Below are 24,089 nucleotides of genomic sequence, written 5' to 3'. Positions count from 1 at the left end.
CGGAGGATCGTCGTGGCGCCCCTTACGGGGGGCTCCGGCGCATGGCATCCTTTCGGCCTCGGGGGTGGACATGACTGAAAAGCGTGGAGTTGCGCACCTCGTCTGCGGCCGGCGGGCCAAGTGGGTCGTGCTCGTGTTGTGGCTCATCCTGCTGTTCCTTACGGCTCCGTTCGCCCAGAAACTCACCGACGCCCAGGACAATGACGCCGCCTCCTGGCTACCGGGGTCCGCCGAGTCCACCCAAGTGCTGGAGATCTCCGAGGACTTCCGGCCCGAGCAGATCCCCGCCGTCGTCATCTACGCGCGCGAGAGCGGGCTGACGGCCGAGGACCGGGCCGCCATCGACGAGGACGTGCGCGAGCTCAAGCAGCTCACCGCGCACGGCATCCGGGGGGACGAGACCCGCGGGCCCACCTACGACCGCGAGGTCGATCCGCGCGCGGCACAGGTCTACGTCCCGATCACGATGGACGAGAAGGGCTGGGAGCGGATCGCCCCCGCGGTCGACGACATCCGCGAGATCACCGGCGAGGGCGGCGGCGGGCTCGCCGTGCACATCACCGGCCCGGGCGGCACCTCGGCCGACTTCGCCGAGGCCTTCGAGGGCATCGACTCCACCCTGCTGCTGTCGGCCATGGCGGTCGTCATCGTCATGCTGCTGATCACCTACCGCAGTCCGACCCTGCTGCTGGTCCCCCTGCTCGCGGTGATCGCCGCCCTGTTCACGGCGCAGGCCGTCATCTACTTCCTGGCGGAGCACGCGGGCCTGACCGTGAACGGCCAAAGCGCGGGCATCCTGACGGTGCTCGTCTTCGGCGCGGGGACGGACTACGCCCTCCTGCTCGTCGCGCGCTATCGCGAGGAGCTGCGCCGTCACGAGGACCGGCACGAGGCGATGGCGCTGGCACTGCACCGGGCGGGCCCGGCGGTGATCGCCTCCGGCGCGACCGTCGTGCTGAGCATGCTGGTGCTGCTGGCCGCCGAGATGAACTCCACGCGCGGCCTGGGCCCGGTCGCGGCGATCGGCGTCGCCGTCGCGCTCCTGGCCATGATGACGCTGTTCCCGGCGCTGCTGGTGATCTGCGGCCGCTGGATCTTCTGGCCGGCGATCCCGCACCTGGGCGCCCCCAACCCGCACGAGCGGGGCATCTGGGCCCGGATGGGCCACCGTATCTCCGTCCGCCCGCGCATGGTCTGGGGCATCACGGCGGTCGTCCTCGCCGTCTTCTCCCTCGGCCTGATCCAGCTGCGCGCCGAGGGCATCAGCAACGCGGACGCCTTCACCGGAACCCCGGACTCGATCACCGGGCAGGAGGTCTCCGAACGGTACTTCCCGGCGGGCAGCGGCGATCCGCTGGTCATCGTCAGCAACCAGGAGCAGGCCGAGGAGGTCGGCCGGGCGGTCGCGGACACCCCGGGCGTGGTCCCGGAGTCCCTGGGCCTGCCACCGGGCACGAAACCGTCCTTCGAGGGCAAGGTCCTGTTCGAGGCCACCATGTCCGACCCGGCCGACAGCGAGGCCGCGAAGGACACGGTCGAACGGGTCCGGGACGCCGTGCACGCGGTGCCGGACGCCGACGCTCAGGTCGGCGGCGGTACGGCGGCGCTGCTGGACATGGACAAGGCGACCACGCACGACAACATCCTGATCATCCCGCTGGTGCTGATCGTCGTCCTGCTGATCCTGTGCGTCCTGCTACGCGCCCTGATCGCCCCGCTGCTGCTGATCGGGACGGTGATCCTGTCCTTCGCGGCGGCCCTGGGCATCAGTGCGTTCGCCTTCCGGTACCTCTTCGACTACGCGGGCGAGTCGACGGACTTCCCGCTGTTCGTCTTCGTGTTCCTGGTCGCCCTGGGCATCGACTACAACATCTTCCTGACCACCCGGATCCGCGAGGAGGCGATCCATCAGGGCACCCGCGCCGGGGTGGTGACCGGTCTCGCCGCGACGGGCGCGGTCATCACCTCCGCCGGCCTGGTGCTGGCCGGCACCTTCGCGGCCCTGGGCACCCTGCCGATGGTGGCCTTCGCCGAGATCGGCTTCGCGGTGGCGCTCGGCGTCCTCCTGGACACGTTCGTCGTACGGTCCGTCCTGGTGACGGCGCTGTTCCTGGACGTGGGCAAGAAGGTGTGGTGGCCGAGCGAACTGGCACGTCACGACGGTGCGACGACCCCGGCCGCCGAGAAGGCGACGGCCGGGCAGGCCCCTACGCCGCCGTCCTCCGAATGAGCGCGAGGTACATCGCGTCGGTACCGTGCACGTGCGGCCACAGCTGCACGTCGGGCCCGTCCCCCAGATCCGGCACACCCGGCAGCAGCGGTCGGGCGTCGATCAGCTCCGCACCGGCGTCCTGCTTGAGCACGTCGTCCACGACGGCCCGCGTCTCGGCGAGATGCGGGGAGCACGTGGCGTATCCGACCACCCCGCCGACCCGCACGGAGTCGAGCGCGGTGCGCAGCAGGGACCGCTGGAGCGGACCGAACCCGTCGAGATCCTCGGGCCTGCGCCGCCACCGCGCCTCCGGCCGCCGCCGCAACGCGCCGAGGCCGGTGCACGGCACGTCCATCAGCACCCGGTCGAACGAGCGGGCCCGCCACGGCGGCCGGGTCCCGTCGGCGGCGATGACCTGGTAGGGACCAGGATTGCCGTCGAGGGCCTTGGCCACGAGCCCGGCCCGGTGCGGCTGCTTCTCGGAGGCGAGCAGCATCGCCCCGCGCTCGGCGGCCAGCGCACCGAGCAACGCGGCCTTGCCGCCGGGCCCGGCACATCCGTCGAGCCACTTGGCGTCGGGCCCGTCCAGAGGCGCGTTCGCCAGCGCCAGGGCGACGAGCTGACTGCCCTCGTCCTGCACTCCGGCCCGCCCGTCGCGTACGGCCTGGATGGCGCCGGGCTCGCCGCCCTCGGCGAGCCGTACGGCATACGGCGACCAGCGTCCCGGCACAGCCGCTTCCTCGCCCAGCAGTTCCTCGGTGGTGGCCCGCCCGGGCCGGGCGACGAGCGTGACCTCGGGCCGCTCGTTGTCCGCCGCCAGCAGTTCCTCGATCCCGGCCCGGCCGCCGCCGAGCGAGTCCCACAGCGCGGAGACGACCCAGCGGGGGTGCGAGTGCACGACGGCGAGGTGGTCCTCGGGGTCGTCGTCGTACGGCGGCGCGACCCGCTCGATCCACTCGTCGAGGTCGTGCTGGGCCACCTTGCGCAGCACGGCGTTGACGAACTTGGCCCGTCCGTCGCCGAGGACGACCCGGGCGAGCTCGACGGACGCGGACACGGCGGCATGGGTCGGAATCCGGGTCCCCAGCAGCTGATGCACCCCAAGGCTCAGCACATCGAGCACCGGCGGGTCGACCTCGCGCAGCGGCCGGTCGACGCAGTCGGCGATGACGGCGTCGTACGTCCCCTGCCGCCGGAGCGTCCCGTAGACCAGCTCGGTGGCCAGGGCCGCGTCCCGCCCGTCGAAGTCACCCTTCTCCCGCGCCTTGCGCAGCAGGGGCGGCAGGACGAGGTTGGCGTAGGCGTCCCGCTCGTCCACGGCCCGCAGGGCCTCGAAGGCGAGAACGCGGACGGGGTCCTTCTTGGGCCGCCGGTAGGGCTTGCCGGAATGGCGGGGCCGACGGGAGGTGTCGCTCACGAAAAAGGTGCTCCGGATTGCTGGACGAGATGTGGGACCAGCGTACGTCGCCCCGGCCTTCGGGCCGTACGGCCGGTCAGACCCCGAGCGTCTCCCCGTCCCCGATCCGCGCGCCCCGGGCCCAGTCGGCGGCGCGCATCGGCTTCTTGCCCTGCGCCTGCACCCACAGCAGCTCGACGGCGTACGACCCGGTCCCGACGTACACGTTGTTCTTGCCGACGGCGAGCGCGCCGGGGGCGAGGTCGTCCCGGCCGGGCAGGGGCTGCACCTGGATGAGCTTCAGCCGCTCGCCACGGAAGGTGGTCCAAGCGCCCGGAGCCGGCGTGCACCCGCGCACCAGCCGGTCCACCCGCAGGGCGGGCGCCCCCCACTGGACGTGGGCGTCCTCGACGTTGACCTTCGGCGCGAGGCTGATGCCCTCGCCGGGCTGCGGTACGGCCTTCAGGGAGCCGTCCTCGATGCCGTCCATGGTCGCGGCGAGCAGCCCGGCACCGGCGAAGGCGAGCCGGGTCAGCAGGTCACCGCTGGTGTCGGTGGGCCGGACGGCCTCGGTCACGGTCCCGTACACCGGACCGGAGTCGAGCCCCTCCTCGATGAGGAAGGTGGAGGCGCCCGTGATCTCGTCGCCCGCCATGATCGAGTGCTGCACGGGGGCCGCGCCGCGCCAGGCGGGCAGCAGGGAGAAGTGCAGGTTGACCCACCCGTGGGCGGGGATGTCGAGGGCCACGCGCGGCAGCAGCGCCCCATAGGCGACGACGGGACAGCAGTCCGGCGCGATCTCCCGAAGCCGCTCCAGGAACTCCGGATCCCGCGGCTTGAGGGGCTTGAGCACCTCGATCCCGGCCTCCTCGGCGCGCTCGGCCACGGGAGACGCGATCAGCCTGCGCCCCCGCCCGGCGGGCGCGTCGGGCCTCGTCACGACGGCGGCCACCTCGTGCCGCCCGGAGGCGATCAGAGCATCCAGCGCGGGAACGGCGACCTCGGGGGTACCGGCGAAGACGAGCTTCATGGGTGAGTACGGGCCTCTCGGTCGAGATCGATGGGGCAGCACACCAGTCTAATTGGGCGGCCCGCCCAGGAGAGTCCCGTGCTCCCCACCCCGGCGCACGCATATGCCGGTACGCCCCCTCTGCGTGACCAGCGGAGCGTAAACGCGTTGGTCAAGAAAGAGTTGACCACAACGGGCCGCACATCGCGCGGCCCGATCCTTTTCAACGCCGGTTCGAGAGGCTTGTTCATGGCCGACCACGCAACCCACGACGCCCAGGCTCGGGCCAGCCTGCACTTGCTGGTGCGGGACATCGAGCGGGTCCGCCGGCAGGTGGACGCACTGCGCACGCTCACCGCCCAGTTGGGCAACGTCTACCGTCCGCGCCGCTCCGGCCCGTCCACGGGCTTCGTCGTCTACGGACGCGCTCCCGCCCCGACGGTACGTCTCGCCCAGGAGCTGCGGGACAGTGTCGAGACCCTGGTCACGGCCGCGGTGGACTTCGACCGCTCACTCGGTTTCTCGTGGGACGCGGTGGGCTCCGCCCTCGGCGTGACCAAACAGGCCGTACACCGCCGTTACGGCTCCCGCCGCGCCGCGACCCAGGCGGCGGCGGAGGCGGAGCGCACGACCGAGGCCACGGCCGCCCGGACGGTGAGCGTCAACACGGGCATCCCGTCGGTCCCGACGGTCCCCGCGGCCCGCTCGATGCCCACCCAGCCCACGGCCGGCAGCCCCGCCCTGCGAGAGGACCCCCGCCCCCCGGCCTTCCCGTCCCCCCGAAACGGCTGACCCACCCCACCCGCCCTCCCCCACCACCACCGGGAGGGCGGGCCCAAGCGACATCACTCCCCAACCGCTTTGGCCACACCCAGTCCTGCCACAGGACCGACACCACCCCGGCACCGCGGAGCTGCGGGCAGCCGTGCCACAGGACCGACGCCCACCCGAGCAACACCACCGCACGAACCCACGCAGCCGCAGCCGGTCCGAACCGGCACCCCCACGACCCCGCCCAGCCGCGGATAGTCCGGCCACCCCACGCCGCCGGGCCGCGGCCAGCCCCAGAACCCCCACCCCACGAAACCCGCCCAGCTGCGCACAGCCGGCCGCGCCACCCCACACCGCCGGGCCGTGAGCAGTCCCAGGAACCCCACCCCACGACCCCGCCCAGCTGCGCACAGCCCGGCCCCGCCACCCCACACCGCCGGGCCGCGGTCGGCCCCGGAACCCCACCGCACCAATCCACCCAGGCGCGGACAGCCCGGCGACATCAGCCCAACACCCCACCCAGCTGCGGGCAGTCGTGCCGCTGGGGCGGCACGGTTGGGCGCAGCGGCGCCCCGTCAGCGCGGGCGAGCGATACCCACCGTCGGCCCGGCCCCCGCGCGGGGTCAGACGACCACCGACCCGCCCGGACGCAACCCCCGGCTCACCCGATGTCCGGCGGATCGATCCGCACCCGTACCGCCGCCTCCCCACCGGACGCCCCCCGAGCCGAAGCCCCCCGAGCCATCCGCGCAGCCTGCGCAGCCTTCAGCGCGCCCGCCAGCGCCGCCCCCTTCCCGGGGGGCACCCGGATCAACGCCCGCTCCCACCGCTCCCCCGGCGGCGGCCCTCCGACCCGCCGAGGCCGCCCCGGCGCCGTGACAGGCACCGGCACCGGCCCCAACACCTCCGCCTCTCCCGGCAGTTCCACCGCCCGCAGGAACTCCCCGACCGCCTCCGGCACCCCCGACACCGCCGCCATCCGGGACACCGGCGGAAACCCCAGCTCGGCCCGCTCCGCGAGCTCCCGCACCGCATGCCCCACGGGATCCCACCGCACCAACGCCTGCACCGGCCGCAAGGTCGGCTCGGCGACCACCACCACGGTCCCCCCGGCACCCTGCGGCCGCACCAGCGCCGCCGCACCGATCCACCGCCGCACCGCGTCCTCGCCGGCCCGCAGATCGGGCCGCCCGAGCATGGCCCACCCGTCCAACAGCAGGGCAGCCGCGTAACCGCCCTCGGCGACAGGCTCCGCCCCGGGCGTACTCACCACCAGCGCCGGCGCCCCCGGCACCGTGTCCAGCACCTGCTCCCGCCCGGACGTCCGCACCGGCACGGCCGGAAACGCCCGCCCCAGCTCCTCCGCGGTCCGCCGGGCCCCCACCACCTGCGCCCGCAGCCGGAACCCCCCGCACTCCGCACAGTGCCAGGAGCCCTCCTCCCGTCCGCACCACCCGCACCGCAGGGCCCCGCTGTCCCGCGCCTCCAAGGGCCCGGCGCACTGCCGACACCTCGCGGGCGCCCGGCAACGGTCACACGCCAACCGCGGCACATACCCCCGACGAGGCACCTGCACCAGCACCGGCCCCTGCCGCAGGGCATCCCGCACGACCTGCCACGCGAGCGTCGGCAACCGGGCCGCCCGCGCGGCCTCGTCCCGGGCGAGGTCACCGTCCCCCACGGTCCGCACCAGCGGCGCGGCTGCCCGCACCCGCTCCCGCGAGGCGACCAGCGGCCGGGCCCACCCGCTCTCCACCAACTGGGCGGCCTCGACCGTACAGCTCCAACCGCCCAGCAAGAACGCGCACTTGCCCTGCGCGGCCCGCAGCAGCAACACATCCCGTGCATGCGGCTGAGGAGCGTGCGGCTCGCTGTGGCTGTCGTCGCCGTCGTCCCAGATGACGACAAGGCCGAGATCCCGCACCGGCGCGAACATCGCGGCGCGCGTCCCCACCACGGCCCGCACAGACCCCCGCCGCACCGCGAGCCACTCCCGGTACCGCTTCTCGGGGCCGGCGTCGGCGGTGAGCACGGCATGCCGCCCCTCCCCCAGCAGGGCGGTCAACGCGGCATCGACCCGCGCCACGGCCCGCCCGTCCGGCACCACGACGAGCGCCCCCCGCCCGGAAGCCAGCGTCGCCGCGACAACCCGAGCGATCTCCCCGCTCCACTCCGGTCCGGGCAGGGCGTTCCACACAGCCCGAGGCGCCCCACCGGACGCCAGCGCCTCCAGGAACGCGCCCCCGTGCTCGTATCGCCCCCAGGACCCCGTCCCAGGCGCCTCCGGCGGCGGCAGCGGCTCCGGCGAAGGCCGTTGCTCGGCCCGAGCGCTGCGCGGCGGAACCGCCAGCTGCAGCACATCGGCCAGGCTCCCCGCATACCGGTCCGCGACGGCCCGGGCCAGCCCCAGCAGCTCCTCGTCGAGCACCCGCTCGGGCGACACGACCTGGGCGAGAGCGGCCAGCGGCCCGGAGTAGTCGGACTCCGCGAGCCGCTCGACGAGAAAGCCGTCGATCAGCCCCCCGCCTTCACGACGCCCCTCCCGCACCCGCCCGCGCCCGGCCCCGAACCGCACCCGGACCCGCACCCCGGGCTGCGCGTCGGCATCGAGCTCCTCGGGCACCGCGTAGTCGAAGTACCGGTCGAGATGCAGCACCCCCTTGTCCACCAGCACCCGGGCAACGGGCAGCTCCCGCGCCAACGCGGCCCCCCGCCACGTCCGAGGCTTCGCCCGGGGCCCCTTCGCCTGCCGCACACTCTCCCGGATGAACGCGAGCTGCTCGGGCGGCGGCCCCTCAGCCCCACCGTCGACCTGCCCGTTCTCGCTGCTCACCCTTGCATTCTTACCAAACCCCACTGACAGCCGGAGTGGGCACGGACATGCGCCGAGGCCCGGCCCCCCGAAGGGGACCGGGCCTCGTGGCTGAACTCGGGGTCTTGAGGACCCGCGGCCGTCGGGCCTTACAGACCCGCGGCCTTGCGCAGCGCGTCCACGCGGTCCGTGCGCTCCCAGGTGAAGTCCGGAAGCTCGCGGCCGAAGTGGCCGTACGCGGCCGTCTGGGCGTAGATCGGGCGGAGCAGGTCGAGGTCGCGGATGATCGCGGCCGGGCGGAGGTCGAAGACCTCGTCGATCGCCTTCTCGATCTTCTCGGCGTCGATCTTGGCGGTGCCGAAGGTCTCGACGAAGAGGCCGACGGGCTCGGCCTTGCCGATGGCGTACGCCACCTGGACCTCGCAGCGGGAGGCCAGGCCCGCCGCCACGACGTTCTTGGCGACCCAGCGCATCGCGTACGCGGCCGAGCGGTCCACCTTGGACGGGTCCTTGCCGGAGAAGGCGCCGCCGCCGTGGCGGGCCATGCCGCCGTACGTGTCGATGATGATCTTGCGGCCGGTGAGGCCGGCGTCGCCCATCGGGCCGCCGATCTCGAAGCGGCCGGTCGGGTTGACCAGCAGGCGGTAGCCCTCGGTGTCGAGCTTGATGCCCTCGTCCAGGAGCGCCTTCAGCTCCGGCTCCACGACGAACTCGCGGATGTCGGGGGCCAGCAGGGACTCCAGGTCGATGTCGCTCGCGTGCTGCGAGGAGACCACGACCGTGTCGAGGCGGACGGCCTTGTCACCGTCGTACTCGATGGTGACCTGCGTCTTGCCGTCGGGGCGCAGGTAGGGGATGGTGCCGTTCTTGCGGACCTCGGACAGCCGCTTCGACAGGCGGTGCGCCAGGAAGATCGGCAGCGGCATCAGGGTGGGGGTCTCGTCGGTCGCGTACCCGAACATCAGGCCCTGGTCACCGGCGCCCTGGCGGTCCAGCTCGTCCTCGTCGCCCTCGACCCGGTTCTCGTACGCCGAGTCGACACCCTGCGCGATGTCCGGGGACTGCGCGCCGATCGACACCGAGACGCCACAGGAGGCGCCGTCGAAGCCCTTCTTCGAGGAGTCGTAGCCGATCTCGAGGATCTTGTTGCGGACCAGCGTCGCGATGTCCGCGTACGTCTTGGTCGTGACCTCGCCGGCCACGTGCACCAGGCCGGTGGTGATCAGCGTCTCGACGGCGACCCGGGAGGTCGGGTCCTCGCGCAGAAGCGCGTCGAGAATGGTGTCGCTGATCTGGTCAGCGATCTTGTCGGGGTGACCCTCGGTAACGGACTCCGAGGTGAACAGGCGACGGGACACAACGCTCCCTGGGGTTGCAGCGGCTGCTGGCTGATCATTGTTGGACGGGACGGGGGCTGCGCCCGGCGTCGTCCGAGAACAGTTTATCGGTCGCGCTCGGCCACGGGCCCACCTGTCTCGCCTCTCGGGAGCGCTGTGACCTGCGGCACGGGCATTCTGCCCAATCCTCCACACCCTTGACCAGGGGCGCCACGCCCCAATGTGGGGGGTTTCAGGAGCCCGTGAAACGAATGCGGCGCTCAGGTGAGTCGCGGGGCCACCAGGTCCCACACGGTTTCGGCCAGCGCCTCCTTGGGGCCGTACGGGACGGGCGTCTCGGTGCCGTCGGCGCCCAGCACGACGGCCTCGTTCTCCTCGGAGCCGAAGGTCTTGCGCTCCCCCACCTCGTTCACCACGAGCAGGTCGCACCCCTTGCGGGCCAGCTTGGCTCGACCGTTGGCCAGCACGTCGTCCGTCTCGGCGGCGAAGCCGACGACGACCTGGCCGGGCCGGGCGCGGTCGGCGGAGATCTCCGCGAGGATGTCCGGATTCCGCACCAGCACGATCGGGTCGGGGTCCCGCCCGTCCTTCTTCTTGATCTTCCCGGCGGCGTAGGCGGCGGGGCGGAAGTCCGCGACCGCGGCGGCCATGACCACCGCGTCCGCGTCGGCGGCCGCCTTCAGTACGGCCTCCCGCAGCTGTACGGCCGTGCCGACCTGGACGACGTCCACGCCCGCGGGATCCGGCAGCCCGGTGTTCGCGGCGATCAGCGTGACCCGGGCGCCCCGCGCGGCGGCGGTGCGGGCGAGGGCGTACCCCTGCTTGCCCGAGGAGCGGTTGCCGAGGAAGCGGACCGGATCGAGAGGCTCGCGGGTGCCGCCGGCGCTGACGACGACGTGCCGCCCCGCCAGGTCGGGCTCGGTGACCCCTCTGGCCAGCACCCGGCGGCAGACCTCGAAGATCTCCCCGGGGTCGGGCAGCCGGCCCTTGCCGGTGTCGACGCCGGTGAGCCGGCCCACGGCGGGTTCGATGACGACGGCGCCGCGGCGGCGCAGCGTCGCCACGTTCTCCTGGGTGGCCGGGTGCTCCCACATCTCGGTGTGCATGGCGGGGGCGAACACGACCGGGCAGCGGGCGGTGAGCAGGGTGTTGGTCAGCAGGTCGCCGGCGAGGCCGTGAGCGGCCTTGGCGAGCATGTCCGCGGTGGCCGGGGCGACCACGACGAGGTCCGCGTGCTGACCGATGCGGACGTGCGGCACCTCGTGGACGTCGTCCCACACCTCGGTCGAGACGGGGTTGCCGGACAGGGCCGACCAGGTGGCGGCGCCGACGAAGTGCAGCGCCGAGGCGGTCGGCACGACCCGGACGTCGTGTCCCGACTCCGTCAGCCTGCGCAGCAGCTCACAGGCCTTGTAGGCGGCGATGCCACCGCTCACCCCCAGAACGACCCTCGGCTTGTCCACGGTCTCTCCCCGGCTCGGAAAACGCTCGGCCACGCTTCGAAAACGTACAACCCCATGACACACCACAGGCCCGGCAGCATGACTGCCGGGCCTGTGGAAAAGACTGCTGCAAGCAGGAAATACTACTGCGCCGGGCCCTCTACGGCCTCGGACGTCAGCAGACCCGCGTTGATCTCGCGCAGGGCGATCGAGAGCGGCTTCTCGTGGACGTGGGTGTCGACGAGCGGACCGACGTACTCGAGGAGGCCCTCGCCGAGCTGCGAGTAGTACGCGTTGATCTGGCGGGCTCGCTTGGCCGCGTAGATCACGAGGCTGTACTTCGAGTCGGTGGCCTCGAGGAGCTCGTCGATCGGCGGGTTGATGATGCCCTCGGGCGCGGAGATGGAAGAGGACACGCTCTACCTTCCGATGGATGGGAAAGATTCAGGCTGGATGATCAGCGTCTGAACGGTCAGACACGATCACACAACGTCCATCAAGGCTAGCAGCTCGCGCGCCACGTCCTCGACGGAGGTGTTGACCAAGGTCTCGTCGAACTCCGGCTCGGCGGCCAGTTCGACCTTCGCGGCCTCCAGGCGACGCTCGATCACCTCGGGCGGCTCGGTGCCCCGGCCGGTGAGCCTGCGCACCAGCTCCTCCCAGGAGGGAGGAGCCAGGAACACCAGGTGGGCCTCCGCCATGGACTCGCGGACCTGCCGGGCGCCCTGGAGGTCGATCTCCAGCAGGACGGGCTCGCCCGCCTCCAGCCGCTCCAGCACGGCCGCGCGCGGCGTGCCGTAGCGGTTGCCGGCGAACTCGGCCCACTCCAGCAGCTCCCCGTTGGCGATCAGCTTGTCCATCTCCTCGTCGGTGACGAAGAAGTAGTGGACTCCGTGCTGCTCGCCGGGGCGGGGCTTGCGGGTCGTCGCCGACACCGAGAGCCAGACCTCGGGGTGTTCCTTGCGCATATGGGCGACGACCGTGCTCTTGCCGACCCCTGAGGGGCCGGAGAGCACGGTCAGCCGCGGACGTTCACTCATGCAGCGATTATTCCAGCAATCCCGGGGTGCCCGGGACTCCCTTCCCGGCAGTGCCCGGGTTCAGGAGCCGGTGCTGCCGAACTCACGCTCCAGGGACGCGATCTGGTTGGAGCCGAGACCACGCACGCGGCGGCTCTCGGAGATGCCGAGTCGCTCCATGATCTGCTTGGCGCGGACCTTGCCCACGCCCGGCAGGGACTCAAGGAGGGCGGAGACCTTCATCTTGCCGATGACGTCGTTCTCCTGGCCCTGCTTGATGACCTCGTGAAGGGAGGCGCCGGAGTGCTTGAGTCGATTCTTGACCTCGGCCCGCTCCCGGCGAGCCGCGGCGGCCTTTTCGAGCGCGGCTGCGCGCTGTTCAGGGGTAAGGGGCGGAAGAGCCACGCCTACGTCACCTCGGATGTTGAACTGTCGGATACGGACCGGTGAGGAACCTAGTCGCCCCACACCTGGGGAGCCACGAGCAACACGCTTGCCCGTTCTCTGCTCGGAGACTAGCGGGCAAGTCCGCCAGAGTCAGCGAGAACAGCGGAAAAGTCCTGGTCAGCCTCCGTCAGTACGGACATTTCAGACATATTGCCCTGGATTTGAGGATGTATTCAGACTCAAGTCGGCCCTCGGTCACTCATCGGAGGACTCGAACAAGCGTCTAAATACACCGCCGAGGACCGCCGGCGAGACCGACCAGGTCGGGCCCGGCGGGGCTCACGCGGCCGCCACGGCCGCCCGGATCTCCTCCGCGAACCGCTCCGCCGCGGCCCGCAACGCTCCGACGTCGGGACCGTGCCGCAGCACCCCCCGGCTGACGTTGGGCACGACATTGCGCACCGCCGCCCCGAAGACCCGGGGAAGATCCGCGGGCGTGGCCCCCTGGGCGCCGATGCCGGGCGCCAGGAGCGGACCGTTGATCCGCAGGTCGTAGGAGGACAGGTCGCCCAGAGTGGCGCCGACGACCGCGCCGAAGGAGCCCAGGGGCTCCTCCCCCACGTTCTCGGCGGCAAGGTGGGCCAGCATGGTCGCGCCCACGTTCCGCCCGTCGGCCCGCACCGCGTGCTGCACCTCCCCGCCCTCCGGGTTGGAGGTCAGCGCCAGCACGAACAGACCGGCGCCGCTCTCCCGGGCCAGCGACACGGCGGGCGAGAGCGAGCCGTAGCCCAGGTACGGCGAGACGGTCAGCGCGTCCGAGAACAGCGGGGAGTCCTTGCGCAGGAAGGACTCCGCGTACGCGGCCATGGTCGAACCGATGTCACCGCGCTTGGCGTCCATCACCACGAGGGCGCCGGCCGCCCGGGCCTCCTCGACCGACTTCTCCAGCACGGCCACCCCGCGCGAGCCGAACCGCTCGAAGAACGCGCTCTGCGGCTTCAGCACGGCGACCCGGTCGGCCATCGCCTCGACGACCGTGCGGCTGAACCGCTCCAGACCGGCGATGTCGTCCTCGAGGCCCCACTCCGCGAGCAGGGAGGCGTGCGGGTCGATGCCCACGCAGAGCGGGCCCCGCTCGTCCATGGCACGGCGCAGCCGCGCGCCGAAGGGTTCCAGAGTCATGCGGCCTTCCTCACGTCGGCGCCGACCGCGTCGGCGAGCGTGGCGTACGGGCTGGTGCGCAGCCGGGCGGCGAGACCCTTGTGGATCGCGCGGCACCAGAAGGGACCCTCGTAGACGAATGCGCTGTACCCCTGCACCAGCGTGGCGCCGGCCAGGATGCGCTGCCAGGCGTCCTCGGCGTTCTCGATGCCTCCGACGCCCACGAGGGTGATGCGGTCGCCCACGCGTGCGTACAGGCGCCGCAGCACCTCCAGGGAGCGCTCCTTCAGCGGGGCGCCGGACAGGCCGCCGGTCTCCTGGACCAGGGCGGGTCCGGATCGCAGCCCGAGTCCCTCGCGCGCGATGGTGGTGTTGGTGGCGATGATCCCGTCCAGGCCCAGTTCGACGGCGAGATCGGCCACGGCGTCGATGTCCTCGTCGGCGAGGTCCGGCGCGATCTTGACCAGCAGCGGGACGCGGCGCGTGGTGACGGTGCGGTCGGCCGCCTCACGCACGGCGCTCAGCAGCGGGCGCAGATGGTCGACCGCCTGGAGGTTGCGCAGCCCCGGCGTGTTCGGCGAGGAGACGTTCACGACCAGGTAGTCGGCGTACGGCGCGAGCCGCTCGGTCGACTTCACGTAGTCGCCGGTGGCCTCGGCCTCCGGAACCACCTTGGTCTTGCCGATGTTGACGCCCACGACCGTGCCGAACACGGGCGTGCGGGAGGCCAGCCGCGCGGCGACGGCCAGGGAGCCCTCGTTGTTGAAGCCCATGCGGTTGATCAGCGCCCGGTCGGGCACGAGGCGGAACAGCCGCTGCTTGGGGTTGCCGGGCTGCGCCTCGCCGGTGACGGTGCCGACCTCGACGTGGTCGAAGCCCAGCATCGACATGCCGTCGATGGCCACCGCGTTCTTGTCGAAGCCGGCGGCGAGCCCGAAGGGCCCGTGCATGCGCAGCCCGAGGGCCTCGGTGCGCAGTTCCTTGAAGCGGGGCGCGAGCGCCGCGGCGACGAAGGTGCGCAGCACGGGGATCCCGGCGGCGAGCCGGATCCAGCGGAACGCCAGGTAGTGCGCCTGCTCCGGGTCCATCCGTCGGAAGACCAGACGGAAGAAAAGCTTGTACATGGTGGTGTCCTCACCAAGAGGGGGACACCGTTTCCGGTGTCCCCCTCAGGGCTGCTAGTCGCGGGCCGCCGTCAGGTGTTCGGCGTGTTCCTGGAGCGAACGGACGCCCACGTCACCGTGGTTGAGGGCGTCGATGCCCTGGACCGCGGCGGCCAGGGCCTGCACGGTCGTCAGACACGGCACGGACCGCGCCACGGCCGCGGTACGGATCTCGTAGCCGTCGAGGCGGCCACCGGTGCCGTACGGGGTGTTGACGATGAGGTTGACCTCGCCGTCGTGGATGAGCTGGACGATGGTCTTCTCGCCGTTGGGCCCGGTGCCCTCGGACTGCTTGCGCACGACGGTGGCGTTGATGCCGTTGCGCCTGAGGACCTCGGCGGTGCCGGAGGTGGCGAGCAGCTCGAAGCCGTGCGCGACCAGCTCACGCGCCGGGAAGATCACCGACCGCTTGTCGCGGTTGGCCACCGAGATGAAGGCGCGGCCCTTCGTCGGCAGCGGACCGTAGGCACCCGCCTGGGACTTGGCGTACGCCGTGCCGAAGACGGAGTCGATGCCCATGACCTCGCCGGTGGAGCGCATCTCCGGGCCCAGGACGGTGTCGACACCGCGGCCGTGGATGTCGCGGAACCGCGACCACGGCATGACCGCCTCCTTGACGGAGATCGGCGCGTCCAGCGGCAGCTCGCCGCCGTCGCCGTTCCTCGGCAGCAGACCCTCGGCCCGCAGCTCGGCGATGGTCGCGCCCAGCGAGATACGGGCGGCGGCCTTCGCCAGCGGAACCGCGGTCGCCTTGGAGGTGAACGGGACCGTGCGGGAGGCCCGCGGGTTGGCCTCCAGGACGTAGAGGATGTCCCCCGCCATGGCGAACTGGATGTTGATCAGACCGCGCACCCCGACTCCGCGGGCGATGGCCTCCGTGGAGGCCCGAAGCCGCTTGATGTCGTGGCCGCCGAGCGTGATCGGGGGCAGCGCGCACGCGGAGTCGCCGGAGTGGATGCCGGCCTCCTCGATGTGCTCCATCACGCCGCCGAGGTACAGCTCGGTGCCGTCGTAGAGCGCGTCCACGTCGATCTCGATCGCGTCGTCCAGGAAGCGGTCGACGAGGACCGGCCGGGTCGGGCTGATCTCGGTCGACTCGGCGATGTAGGCGGCGAGGCGGGTCTCGTCGTAGACGATCTCCATGCCGCGCCCGCCGAGGACGTACGACGGCCGGACGAGGACCGGGTAGCCGATCTCGTCGGCGATGGCCTTGGCCTCGGCGAAGGTGGTGGCGGTGCCGTGCTTCGGGGCCGGGAGGCCGGCCTCGTGCAGGACGCGGCCGAAGGCGCCGCGGTCCTCGGCGGCGTGGATGGCCTCCGGGGAGGTGCCGACGATCGGCACGCCGTTGTCCTTCAGCGCCTGCGCCAGGCCCAGCGGGGTCTGGCCGCCGAGCTGGACGACCACACCCGCGATCGGGCCGGCCAGGGACTCCGCGTGGACGATCTCCAGGACGTCCTCGAGCGTCAGCGGCTCGAAGTACAGGCGATCGGAGGTGTCGTAGTCCGTGGAGACGGTCTCCGGGTTGCAGTTGACCATCACGGTCTCGTACCCGGCCTCGCTCAGCGCGAAGGAGGCGTGGACGCAGGAGTAGTCGAACTCGATGCCCTGGCCGATGCGGTTCGGACCCGAACCGAGGATGATCACGGCGGGCTTCTCGCGCGGCGCGACCTCGGTCTCCTCGTCGTAGGAGGAGTAGAAGTACGGCGTCTTCGCGGCGAACTCGGCCGCGCAGGTGTCGACCGTCTTGTAGACCGGGCGCAGGCCCAGGGCGTGGCGCACCTCGCGCACGACGTCCTCGCGCAGGCCGCGGATCTCGCCGATCTGCTGGTCGGAGAAGCCGTGCCGCTTGGCCTCGGCGAGCAGCTCGGGGGTGAGCTCACGCGCCTCGGCGAGTTCGTCCGCGATCTCCTTGATCAGGAAGAGCTGGTCGACGAACCAGGGGTCGATCTTCGTGTACTCGAAGACCTCCTCCGCGGTGGCGCCCGCGCGGATCGCCTGCATGACGGTGTTGATGCGGCCGTCGGTGGGCCGGACGGCCTCGGCGAGGAGGGCGGCCTTGTCGCCGGGTTCGCCGACGAAGGTGAACTGCGAACCCTTCTTCTCCAGGGAGCGCATCGCCTTCTGGAAGGCCTCGGTGAAGTTCCGGCCGATCGCCATGGCCTCGCCGACCGACTTCATGGTCGTGGTCAGCGTGGAGTCCGCGGACGGGAACTTCTCGAACGCGAACCGCGGGGCCTTCACGACCACGTAGTCGAGCGTCGGCTCGAAGGAGGCCGGAGTCTCCTGCGTGATGTCGTTGGGGATCTCGTCCAGGGTGTAGCCGACGGCCAGCTTCGCCGCGATCTTCGCGATCGGGAAACCGGTCGCCTTGGACGCGAGCGCGGAGGAGCGGGACACGCGCGGGTTCATCTCGATGACGATGACCCGGCCGTCCTCGGGGTTCACCGCGAACTGGATGTTGCAGCCACCGGTGTCGACGCCGACCTCGCGGATGATCGCGATGCCGACGTCGCGCAGCACCTGGTACTCGCGGTCGGTGAGGGTCATCGCGGGGGCGACGGTGATGGAGTCACCGGTGTGCACGCCCATCGGGTCGAAGTTCTCGATGGAGCAGACGACCACGACGTTGTCGTGCTTGTCGCGCATCAGCTCCAGCTCGTACTCCTTCCAGCCGAGGATGGACTCCTCCAGGAGCACCTCGGTGGTCGGCGAGAGGGTGAGGCCCTGTCCGGCGATGCGGCGCAGTTCCTCCTCGTCGTGCGCGAAGCCGGAGCCGGCGCCGCCCATGGTGAAGGAGGGGCGGACGACGACCGGGTAGCCGCCGAGGGTCTCGACGCCCTTGAGGACGTCGTCCATGGAGTGGCAGATGACCGAGCGGGCGGACTCGCCGTGCCCGATCTTCTTGCGGACCTCCTCGACGACCTCCTTGAACAGGTCGCGGTCCTCGCCCTTGTTGATCGCCTCGACGTTGGCGCCGATCAGCTCAACGCCGTACTTCTCGAGGGTGCCCGCCGCGTGCAGCGAGATCGCCGTGTTGAGGGCCGTCTGGCCGCCCAGGGTGGGCAGCAGGGCGTCCGGGCGCTCCTTGGCGATGATCTTCTCGACGAACTCCGGGGTGATCGGCTCGACGTAGGTCGCGTCCGCGATCTCCGGGTCGGTCATGATCGTCGCCGGGTTGGAGTTCACGAGGATGACCCGCAGGCCCTCGGCGCGCAGGATGCGGCACGCCTGGGTCCCGGAGTAGTCGAACTCGGCGGCCTGGCCGATGACGATCGGGCCGGAGCCGATGACCAGGACGGACTGGATATCGGTGCGCTTAGGCACGCTGGCCCTCCATCAGGGAAACGAAGCGGTCGAACAGGTAGGCGGCGTCGTGCGGGCCCGCTGCCGCTTCGGGGTGGTACTGGACGCTGAAGGCCGGCTTGTCGAGCAGCTGGAGGCCCTCCACCACGTTGTCGTTGAGGCAGACGTGGGAGACCTCGGCGCGGCCGTAGGGGGTCTCGGAGACCTGGTCGAGCGGGGCGTCGACGGCGAAGCCGTGGTTGTGCGCGGTGACCTCGACCTTGCCGGTCGTACGGTCCTGCACGGGCTGGTTGATGCCGCGGTGGCCGTACTTCAGCTTGTAGGTGCCGAAGCCGAGGGCGCGGCCGAGGATCTGGTTGCCGAAGCAGATCCCGAAGAGCGGGGTGCCGCGCTCCAGGACCGCCTGCATGACGGAGACCGGGTGGTCGGCGGTGGACGGGTCACCGGGACCGTTGGAGAAGAACACGCCGTCCGGGTTCACGGCGTAGACCTCCTCGGGGGTCGCCGTGGCCGGCAGCACGTGCACCTCGATGCCGCGCTCGGCCATCCGGTGCGGGGTCATGCCCTTGATGCCGAGGTCGACGGCGGCGACGGTGAACTTCTTCTCGCCGATCGCGGGGACGACGTACGCCTCCTTGGTGGCGACCTCGGCGGAGAGGTCGGCGCCCTTCATCTCCGGGGCCTGGCGGACCTCGGCGAGCATGGTGCCCTCGTCGGGCAGGGCGTTGCCGGAGAAGATGCCGACGCGCATGGCGCCGCGCTCGCGCAGGTGGCGGGTGAGCGCGCGGGTGTCGATGCCGGAGATCCCGACGACGCCCTGGTGGCGCAGCTCCTCGTCCAGCGAGCGCCGGGAGCGCCAGTTGGACGGCACGCGCGCGGGGTCGCGCACGACGTAACCGGCGACCCAGATCTGCTTCGACTCGGGGTCCTCGTCGTTGACCCCGGTGTTGCCGACGTGCGGGGCGGTCATCACGACGACCTGACGGTGATACGACGGGTCGGTGAGGGTCTCCTGGTAGCCGGTCATGCCGGTGGAGAACACGGCCTCGCCGAAGGTCACCCCCACGGCCCCGTAGGCACGGCCGCGGAAGATCCGGCCGTCCTCCAGGACGAGGACGGCGGGAACCTTGGTGGCTCCCCTTGTGGAGGTCGTCATCGTGCGCCTTCCGTCTTGTTGATCATCTGATTCAGGGTGTCGACCCACTCGGTGTGCTCGGCGGCCGTGTCCGAGCGAAAGCCGGAGTCGATCATTCGGTCGCCGTGCGCCCAGGTCACGACGAGCAGTCCGCCCTCGGTGAGGACCTTGCCCGCGATGCCCTTGTCGAGCCGGGCCTCGCGCAGCTGTTCGGTCGGGACGAAGAAGTCGCTCGCCCCGGGGCGTACGACGTCCAGGCCCGCGTCCGTCAGGGTGAGCTCGACCCGGCTGCGGGTACCGAGGCCGTGCGCCACGATGCGGTCGAGCCACTGCCCCGCGGTGGTGGAGCCGTGGTACCGGCCGCTCATGCTCAGTCTGACCGGGCCCGGCTCTGCGGGCGCGCTGGGCAGCTCGGGCAGGTCGCCCTGGAGCGTGCCGCGCCATTTCCAGCCCTCGCGCATCAGCCAGTACACGAGCGCGACGAAGAGGGCGAGGCCGACGAGCCAGCCGATGCGGGCGGCCCAGTCGGTCACCTCGGCCGACTTCTGTTCGGCGGCGATGGTCAGGAGTGGTGTCACGTGAGCTTCCCGTCGACGAGCGTGGCCTTGCCCCGGAGCCACGTGTGCGTCACACGGCCCGGCAGCTCACGCCCCTGGTACGGAGTGTTGCGGCTGCGCGAGGCGAAGCCCGCGGGGTCCACGGACCCACGGTATTCCGTGTCGAGGAGCGTGAGGTTGGCGGGCTCACCAGCCGAGACGGGACGGCCGTGGCCCTTCGCCTGCCCGATCTCGGCGGGCTTGAAGGACATGCGCGCGGCGACCCCGGCCCAGTCGAGGAGCCCGGTGTCGACCATGGTCTCCTGCACCACTGACAACGCGGTCTCCAGGCCGACCATGCCCATGGCGGCGGCGGCCCACTCGCAGTCCTTGTCCTCGTGCGGGTGCGGGGCGTGGTCGGTGGCGACGATGTCGATCGTGCCGTCCGCGAGCGCCTCGCGCAGCGCCATCACGTCACGCTCGGTGCGCAGCGGCGGGTTGACCTTGTAGACCGGGTTGTACGTGCGGACCAGCTCGTCGGTGAGGAGCAGGTGGTGCGGGGTGACCTCGGCGGTGACGTCGATGCCGCGGGACTTGGCCCAGCGGACGATCTCCACCGAGCCGGCGGTCGAGAGGTGGCAGATGTGGACGCGGGAGCCGACGTGCTCGGCGAGCAGGACGTCCCGGGCGATGATCGACTCCTCGGCCACCGCGGGCCACCCGCCGAGGCCCAGCTCCGCGGAGACGACGCCCTCGTTCATCTGGGCGCCCTCGGTCAGCCGGGGCTCCTGCGCGTGCTGGGCGACGACACCGCCGAAGGCCTTCACGTACTCCAGGGCCCGCCGCATGATCACGGCGTCGTCGACGCACTTGCCGTCGTCGGAGAAGACGGTGACCCCGGCCGCCGACTCGTGCATGGCGCCCAGCTCGGCGAGCTTCTTGCCCTCCAGGCCGACGGTGACGGCGCCGATGGGCTGCACGTCGCAGTACCCGTGCTCGCGGCCCAGCCGCCAGACCTGCTCGACGACGCCGGCGGTGTCGGCGACGGGGAAGGTGTTGGCCATGGCGAACACGGCGGTGTAGCCGCCGGAGGCGGCGGCGCGGGTTCCGGTCAGGACGGTCTCGGAGTCCTCGCGGCCCGGCTCGCGCAGATGGGTGTGCAGGTCGACCAGGCCCGGCAGCAGCACCTTGCCGGCCGCCTCGACCACCTCGGCGCCCTCGGCCTGCAGACCGGCGCCCACCTCGGCGATCACCTCGCCGTCGATCAGGACGTCCTGCGGCTCGCCGCCGAGCACCTTCGCACCACGGATCAGGATCTTGCTCATCTGTCTTACTTCTCCTCGATACGGGTGTGGCTGACGGCGGGCTCGCTGCCGCCCAGCAGCAGGTACAGGACGGCCATCCGGATGGAGACTCCGTTTGCGACCTGCTCGATGGCGGTGCAGCGCTCGGAGTCGGCGACCTCTGCGGTGATCTCCATGCCCCGGACCATCGGGCCCGGATGCATCACGATGGCGTGCTCGGGCATCTTCGCCATGCGGTCGCCGTCGAGGCCGTAGCGCCGCGAGTACTCGCGCTCGGTCGGGAAGAACGCGGCGTTCATCCGCTCGCGCTGGACGCGGAGCATCATCACCGCGTCGGACTTGGGAAGCGTGCTGTCGAGGTCGTAACTCACCTCACAGGGCCAGGTCTCGACGCCGACCGGCACCAGCGTCGGCGGGGCGACCAGGGTGACCTCGGCGCCGAGGGTGTGCAGCAGGTCGACGTTGGAGCGGGCGACCCGGCTGTGCAGGACGTCGCCGACGATCGTGATCCGCTTGCCTGCCAGGTCCTGGCCGAGCCCGGCGTCCCGGCCGACCAGTCGGCGGCGCATGGTGAAGGCGTCGAGCAGCGACTGGGTCGGGTGCTGGTGGGTGCCGTCACCGGCGTTGATGACGGCGGCGTCGATCCAGCCCGAGTTGGCGAGGCGGTACGGCGCTCCCGAGGCGCCGTGCCGGATCACCACGGCGTCGACGCCCATGGCCTCCAGCGTCTGGGCGGTGTCCTTGAGCGACTCGCCCTTGGAGACGCTGGATCCCTTGGCGGAGAAGTTGATGACGTCCGCGGACAGCCGCTTCTCGGCCGCCTCGAAGGAGATCCGGGTGCGCGTGGAGTCCTCGAAGAAGAGGTTGACGACCGTACGGCCGCGCAGGGTCGGCAGTTTCTTGATGGGCCGGTCGGCCACCCGGGCCATCTCCTCGGCGGTGTCGAGGATCTGGACGGCGTCGTCGCGGGTGAGGTCGGCGGCCGAGATGAGATGACGCTGCATCTGTCAGGCTCCGTAAGGCAGTTCAGGTTTCGGGAGATTCGGGGCAGGTCAGGGCATGCCGAGGGCCGGCATGTCCCGTCGGCCTGCTACTGGGTCTGCTTCACACCGAGCAGCACGGTGTCGCGACCGTCCTCCTCGGTGAGCTGGACCTTGACCGTCTCCCGCAACGACGTGGGGAGGTTCTTGCCGACGTAGTCGGCGCGGATGGGCAGTTCCCGGTGACCGCGGTCGACGAGCACGGCGAGCTGCACCGCGCGCGGGCGGCCGATGTCGCCCAGCGCGTCGAGGGCGGCGCGGATGGTGCGACCGGAGAAGAGCACGTCGTCGACGAGGACGACGAGGCGGCCGTCGATCCCGTCACCGGGGATCTCGGTGCGGGCCAGCGCACGCGGCGGGTGCATGCGCAGGTCGTCGCGGTACATGGTGATGTCCAGCGAGCCGACCGGGATCTTGCGCTCGGTGATCTCTTCGAGCTTGACGGCGAGCCGCCGGGCGAGGAAGACGCCGCGGGTGGGGATGCCGAGGAGCACCACGTCGTCGGCGCCCTTGGCGCGTTCGACGATCTCGTGGGCGATGCGGGTCAGGACCCGCGCGATGTCGGGGCCTTCGAGAACGGGCCGCGCATCGGACGCTTGCATGTCCATACGAAGAGGACCTCCTTCTCCGCCTCACGGGACGGACCTTAAAGGACGTCGGGTTTGCGTCATCCACCGTAGCAGGCCGGGAAACGGACCCGGATCACCCCCTTGGCCCAATGGGTCGCCGCGACCACGGAAGAGTCGGTGTGGACCATTCGGCTTGACGCACAAGAGTCACGCTGCGTAACCTCACAGTGAGTTACCAGCCGCGCGGCAGGAAGACGGCCGGCCGCGTCGACACAGTGTCCGGGGAGCTATATGTCCAGCGAATACGCCAAACAGCTCGGGGCCAAGCTCCGGGCCATCCGCACCCAGCAGGGCCTTTCCCTCCACGGTGTCGAGGAGAAGTCCCAGGGACGCTGGAAGGCCGTGGTGGTCGGTTCGTACGAGCGCGGCGACCGTGCCGTGACCGTACAGCGTCTTGCCGAGCTGGCGGATTTCTACGGCGTTCCGGTCCAGGAGCTGCTCCCGGGCACCACGCCGGGCGGCGCCGCCGAGCCGCCGCCGAAGCTGGTCCTGGACCTGGAGCGGCTGGCCCACGTCCCGGCCGAGAAGGCGGGCCCCCTCCAGCGCTACGCCGCGACGATCCAGTCGCAGCGCGGTGACTACAACGGCAAGGTGCTCTCGATCCGCCAGGACGACCTGCGCACACTCGCCGTCATCTACGACCAGTCCCCCTCGGTCCTCACCGAGCAGCTGATCAGCTGGGGTGTGCTGGACGCCGACGCCCGTCGCGCGGTGTCCCACGAGGAGAGCTGAGCGCTCCGCGGGTTGAGCAGAAACGTAACGCCGGGGTGGTAGGAGCTAACGGCTCCCGCCACCCCGGCGGTCTTTCTCCCCCGCACGGGACGGCGGCCCCTCGCAACGCCGGGCGGGAGGAGCTCCCCGGCGGCGCGGGGGACTGCGCGACAAGCCACGGACCATCGCCCGGCCGTCGGCGCCCGCACCACCCCGTGCCAGAGGCGCACAAACGCCGGGGCCCGCAGCGGGCGTTCGCTGCGGGCCCCGGCGTTCGTCGTACCGCCGCCTACGCCTCCCGGCGCAGCGTCGGCTTGAGCTCCTTCAGACGGCCGAGCAGGCCGTTGACGAAGGCCGGCGACTCGTCCGTGGAGAACTCCTTGGCCAGCTGCACCATCTCGTCCAGCACGACGGCGTCCGGGGTCTCGTCGACCCAGATCAGCTCGTAGGCGCCGAGCCGCAGGATGTTGCGGTCGACGACCGGCATCCGGTCCAGCGTCCAGCCGACCGAGTACTGGGCGATCAGCTCGTCGATCCGCTTCGCGTGCTCCGCGTAGCCCTCGACCAGCTGCATCGTGTACTCGCTCACCGGCGGCTGCCGGGTGTCGGCCCGGGAGAGCCGGATCCAGTCCGCGAGGACCGTCAGGACGTCGGCGCCGCGCTGGTCGCCCTCGAAGAGGATCTGGAAGGCGCGCTTGCGGGCCGTGTTGCGGGCGGCCACG

At 71.5% G+C, this 24,089-nt stretch carries 20 protein-coding genes; 3 read left to right on the top strand and 17 right to left on the bottom strand.

The window, feature by feature from the left end; genetic code table 11:
• The first annotated feature begins 70 nt into the window (after positions 1 to 70).
• Positions 71 to 2,230, top strand: a complete 2,160-nt coding sequence (locus ACWDRW_RS23790; protein WP_451726037.1) for an MMPL family transporter — start codon at positions 71 to 73, stop codon at positions 2,228 to 2,230.
• On the opposite strand, the gene ACWDRW_RS23785 is transcribed toward ACWDRW_RS23790, so the two are convergent.
• On the bottom strand, positions 2,208 to 3,629 hold the full coding sequence (locus tag ACWDRW_RS23785) for an RsmB/NOP family class I SAM-dependent RNA methyltransferase (RefSeq protein ID WP_451726036.1): 1,422 nt from the start codon (positions 3,627 to 3,629) through the stop codon (positions 2,208 to 2,210). The genes ACWDRW_RS23790 and ACWDRW_RS23785 overlap by 23 nt on opposite strands.
• 76 nt (positions 3,630 to 3,705) lie before the next feature.
• Entirely contained in the window at positions 3,706 to 4,638 is a 933-nt protein-coding gene (gene fmt, locus ACWDRW_RS23780) for a methionyl-tRNA formyltransferase (protein ID WP_451726035.1), read from the bottom strand.
• Between the two features lie 228 nt (positions 4,639 to 4,866).
• On the opposite strand from fmt, the gene ACWDRW_RS23775 reads away from it, so the two are divergent.
• Positions 4,867 to 5,409 (top strand): hypothetical protein, encoded by a 543-nt coding sequence (locus tag ACWDRW_RS23775; RefSeq protein ID WP_451726034.1) that lies wholly within the window; start codon positions 4,867 to 4,869, stop codon positions 5,407 to 5,409.
• 640 nt (positions 5,410 to 6,049) lie between these two features.
• Here the strand turns inward: ACWDRW_RS23775 and ACWDRW_RS23770 are convergent.
• From ACWDRW_RS23770 to pyrR, 14 genes are all read right to left on the bottom strand, one after another.
• Positions 6,050 to 8,221, bottom strand: coding sequence for a primosomal protein N' (locus tag ACWDRW_RS23770; protein WP_451726033.1), 2,172 nt, complete (start codon positions 8,219 to 8,221; stop codon positions 6,050 to 6,052).
• A gap of 128 nt (positions 8,222 to 8,349) precedes the next feature.
• The gene (metK, locus tag ACWDRW_RS23765; RefSeq protein ID WP_451726032.1) at positions 8,350 to 9,558 is read right to left on the bottom strand and encodes a methionine adenosyltransferase; all 1,209 of its coding nucleotides are present in this window, start codon (positions 9,556 to 9,558) and stop codon (positions 8,350 to 8,352) included.
• A gap of 239 nt (positions 9,559 to 9,797) precedes the next feature.
• Entirely contained in the window at positions 9,798 to 11,000 is a 1,203-nt protein-coding gene (gene coaBC, locus ACWDRW_RS23760) for a bifunctional phosphopantothenoylcysteine decarboxylase/phosphopantothenate--cysteine ligase CoaBC (RefSeq protein ID WP_451726031.1), read from the bottom strand.
• Positions 11,001 to 11,122: 122 nt separating this feature from the next.
• Complete coding sequence (rpoZ, locus tag ACWDRW_RS23755) at positions 11,123 to 11,395, bottom strand: DNA-directed RNA polymerase subunit omega (protein ID WP_003988945.1); 273 nt, start codon at positions 11,393 to 11,395, stop codon at positions 11,123 to 11,125.
• A gap of 66 nt (positions 11,396 to 11,461) precedes the next feature.
• Positions 11,462 to 12,019, bottom strand: coding sequence for a guanylate kinase (gene gmk, locus ACWDRW_RS23750; RefSeq protein WP_451726030.1), 558 nt, complete (start codon positions 12,017 to 12,019; stop codon positions 11,462 to 11,464).
• Positions 12,020 to 12,079: 60 nt separating this feature from the next.
• Positions 12,080 to 12,403, bottom strand: coding sequence for an integration host factor (locus tag ACWDRW_RS23745; RefSeq protein ID WP_003977346.1), 324 nt, complete (start codon positions 12,401 to 12,403; stop codon positions 12,080 to 12,082).
• A gap of 321 nt (positions 12,404 to 12,724) precedes the next feature.
• Positions 12,725 to 13,567, bottom strand: a complete 843-nt coding sequence (gene pyrF, locus ACWDRW_RS23740; protein WP_451726029.1) for an orotidine-5'-phosphate decarboxylase — start codon at positions 13,565 to 13,567, stop codon at positions 12,725 to 12,727.
• Positions 13,564 to 14,670 (bottom strand): quinone-dependent dihydroorotate dehydrogenase, encoded by a 1,107-nt coding sequence (locus ACWDRW_RS23735; RefSeq protein WP_451726028.1) that lies wholly within the window; start codon positions 14,668 to 14,670, stop codon positions 13,564 to 13,566. Before ACWDRW_RS23735 ends, pyrF begins: the two co-directional genes overlap by 4 nt.
• Positions 14,671 to 14,724: 54 nt before the next feature.
• On the bottom strand, positions 14,725 to 18,033 hold the full coding sequence (carB, locus tag ACWDRW_RS23730; RefSeq protein ID WP_451726027.1) for a carbamoyl-phosphate synthase large subunit: 3,309 nt from the start codon (positions 18,031 to 18,033) through the stop codon (positions 14,725 to 14,727).
• Positions 18,026 to 19,168 (bottom strand): glutamine-hydrolyzing carbamoyl-phosphate synthase small subunit, encoded by a 1,143-nt coding sequence (gene carA / locus ACWDRW_RS23725; protein ID WP_451726026.1) that lies wholly within the window; start codon positions 19,166 to 19,168, stop codon positions 18,026 to 18,028. Before carA ends, carB begins: the two co-directional genes overlap by 8 nt.
• A complete protein-coding gene (locus tag ACWDRW_RS23720) occupies positions 19,165 to 19,725 on the bottom strand; it encodes a PH-like domain-containing protein (RefSeq protein WP_451726025.1) in 561 nt (186 codons plus the stop codon). Before ACWDRW_RS23720 ends, carA begins: the two co-directional genes overlap by 4 nt.
• Positions 19,722 to 21,008, bottom strand: a complete 1,287-nt coding sequence (locus ACWDRW_RS23715) for a dihydroorotase (RefSeq protein WP_451726024.1) — start codon at positions 21,006 to 21,008, stop codon at positions 19,722 to 19,724. The genes ACWDRW_RS23720 and ACWDRW_RS23715 overlap by 4 nt, the downstream gene beginning before the upstream one ends.
• A gap of 5 nt (positions 21,009 to 21,013) precedes the next feature.
• Complete coding sequence (locus ACWDRW_RS23710) at positions 21,014 to 21,991, bottom strand: aspartate carbamoyltransferase catalytic subunit (protein WP_451726023.1); 978 nt, start codon at positions 21,989 to 21,991, stop codon at positions 21,014 to 21,016.
• Positions 21,992 to 22,077: 86 nt separating this feature from the next.
• On the bottom strand, positions 22,078 to 22,635 hold the full coding sequence (pyrR, locus tag ACWDRW_RS23705) for a bifunctional pyr operon transcriptional regulator/uracil phosphoribosyltransferase PyrR (protein WP_451726022.1): 558 nt from the start codon (positions 22,633 to 22,635) through the stop codon (positions 22,078 to 22,080).
• Positions 22,636 to 22,887: 252 nt separating this feature from the next.
• Between pyrR and bldD the strand changes: the two genes are divergently transcribed.
• Entirely contained in the window at positions 22,888 to 23,388 is a 501-nt protein-coding gene (gene bldD / locus ACWDRW_RS23700; RefSeq protein ID WP_003956405.1) for a transcriptional regulator BldD, read from the top strand.
• A 268-nt stretch (positions 23,389 to 23,656) separates the two neighbouring features.
• Here the strand turns inward: bldD and nusB are convergent, their stop codons facing one another.
• On the bottom strand, positions 23,657 to 24,088 hold the full coding sequence (gene nusB, locus ACWDRW_RS23695; RefSeq protein WP_451726021.1) for a transcription antitermination factor NusB: 432 nt from the start codon (positions 24,086 to 24,088) through the stop codon (positions 23,657 to 23,659).
• Position 24,089: the final 1 nt, after the last annotated feature.

The organism is Streptomyces sp. NPDC003635, assembly GCF_053587635.1.
Note: the sequence above shows the minus strand (reverse complement) of the source record. Positions and strands in the feature narration are given on the sequence as shown.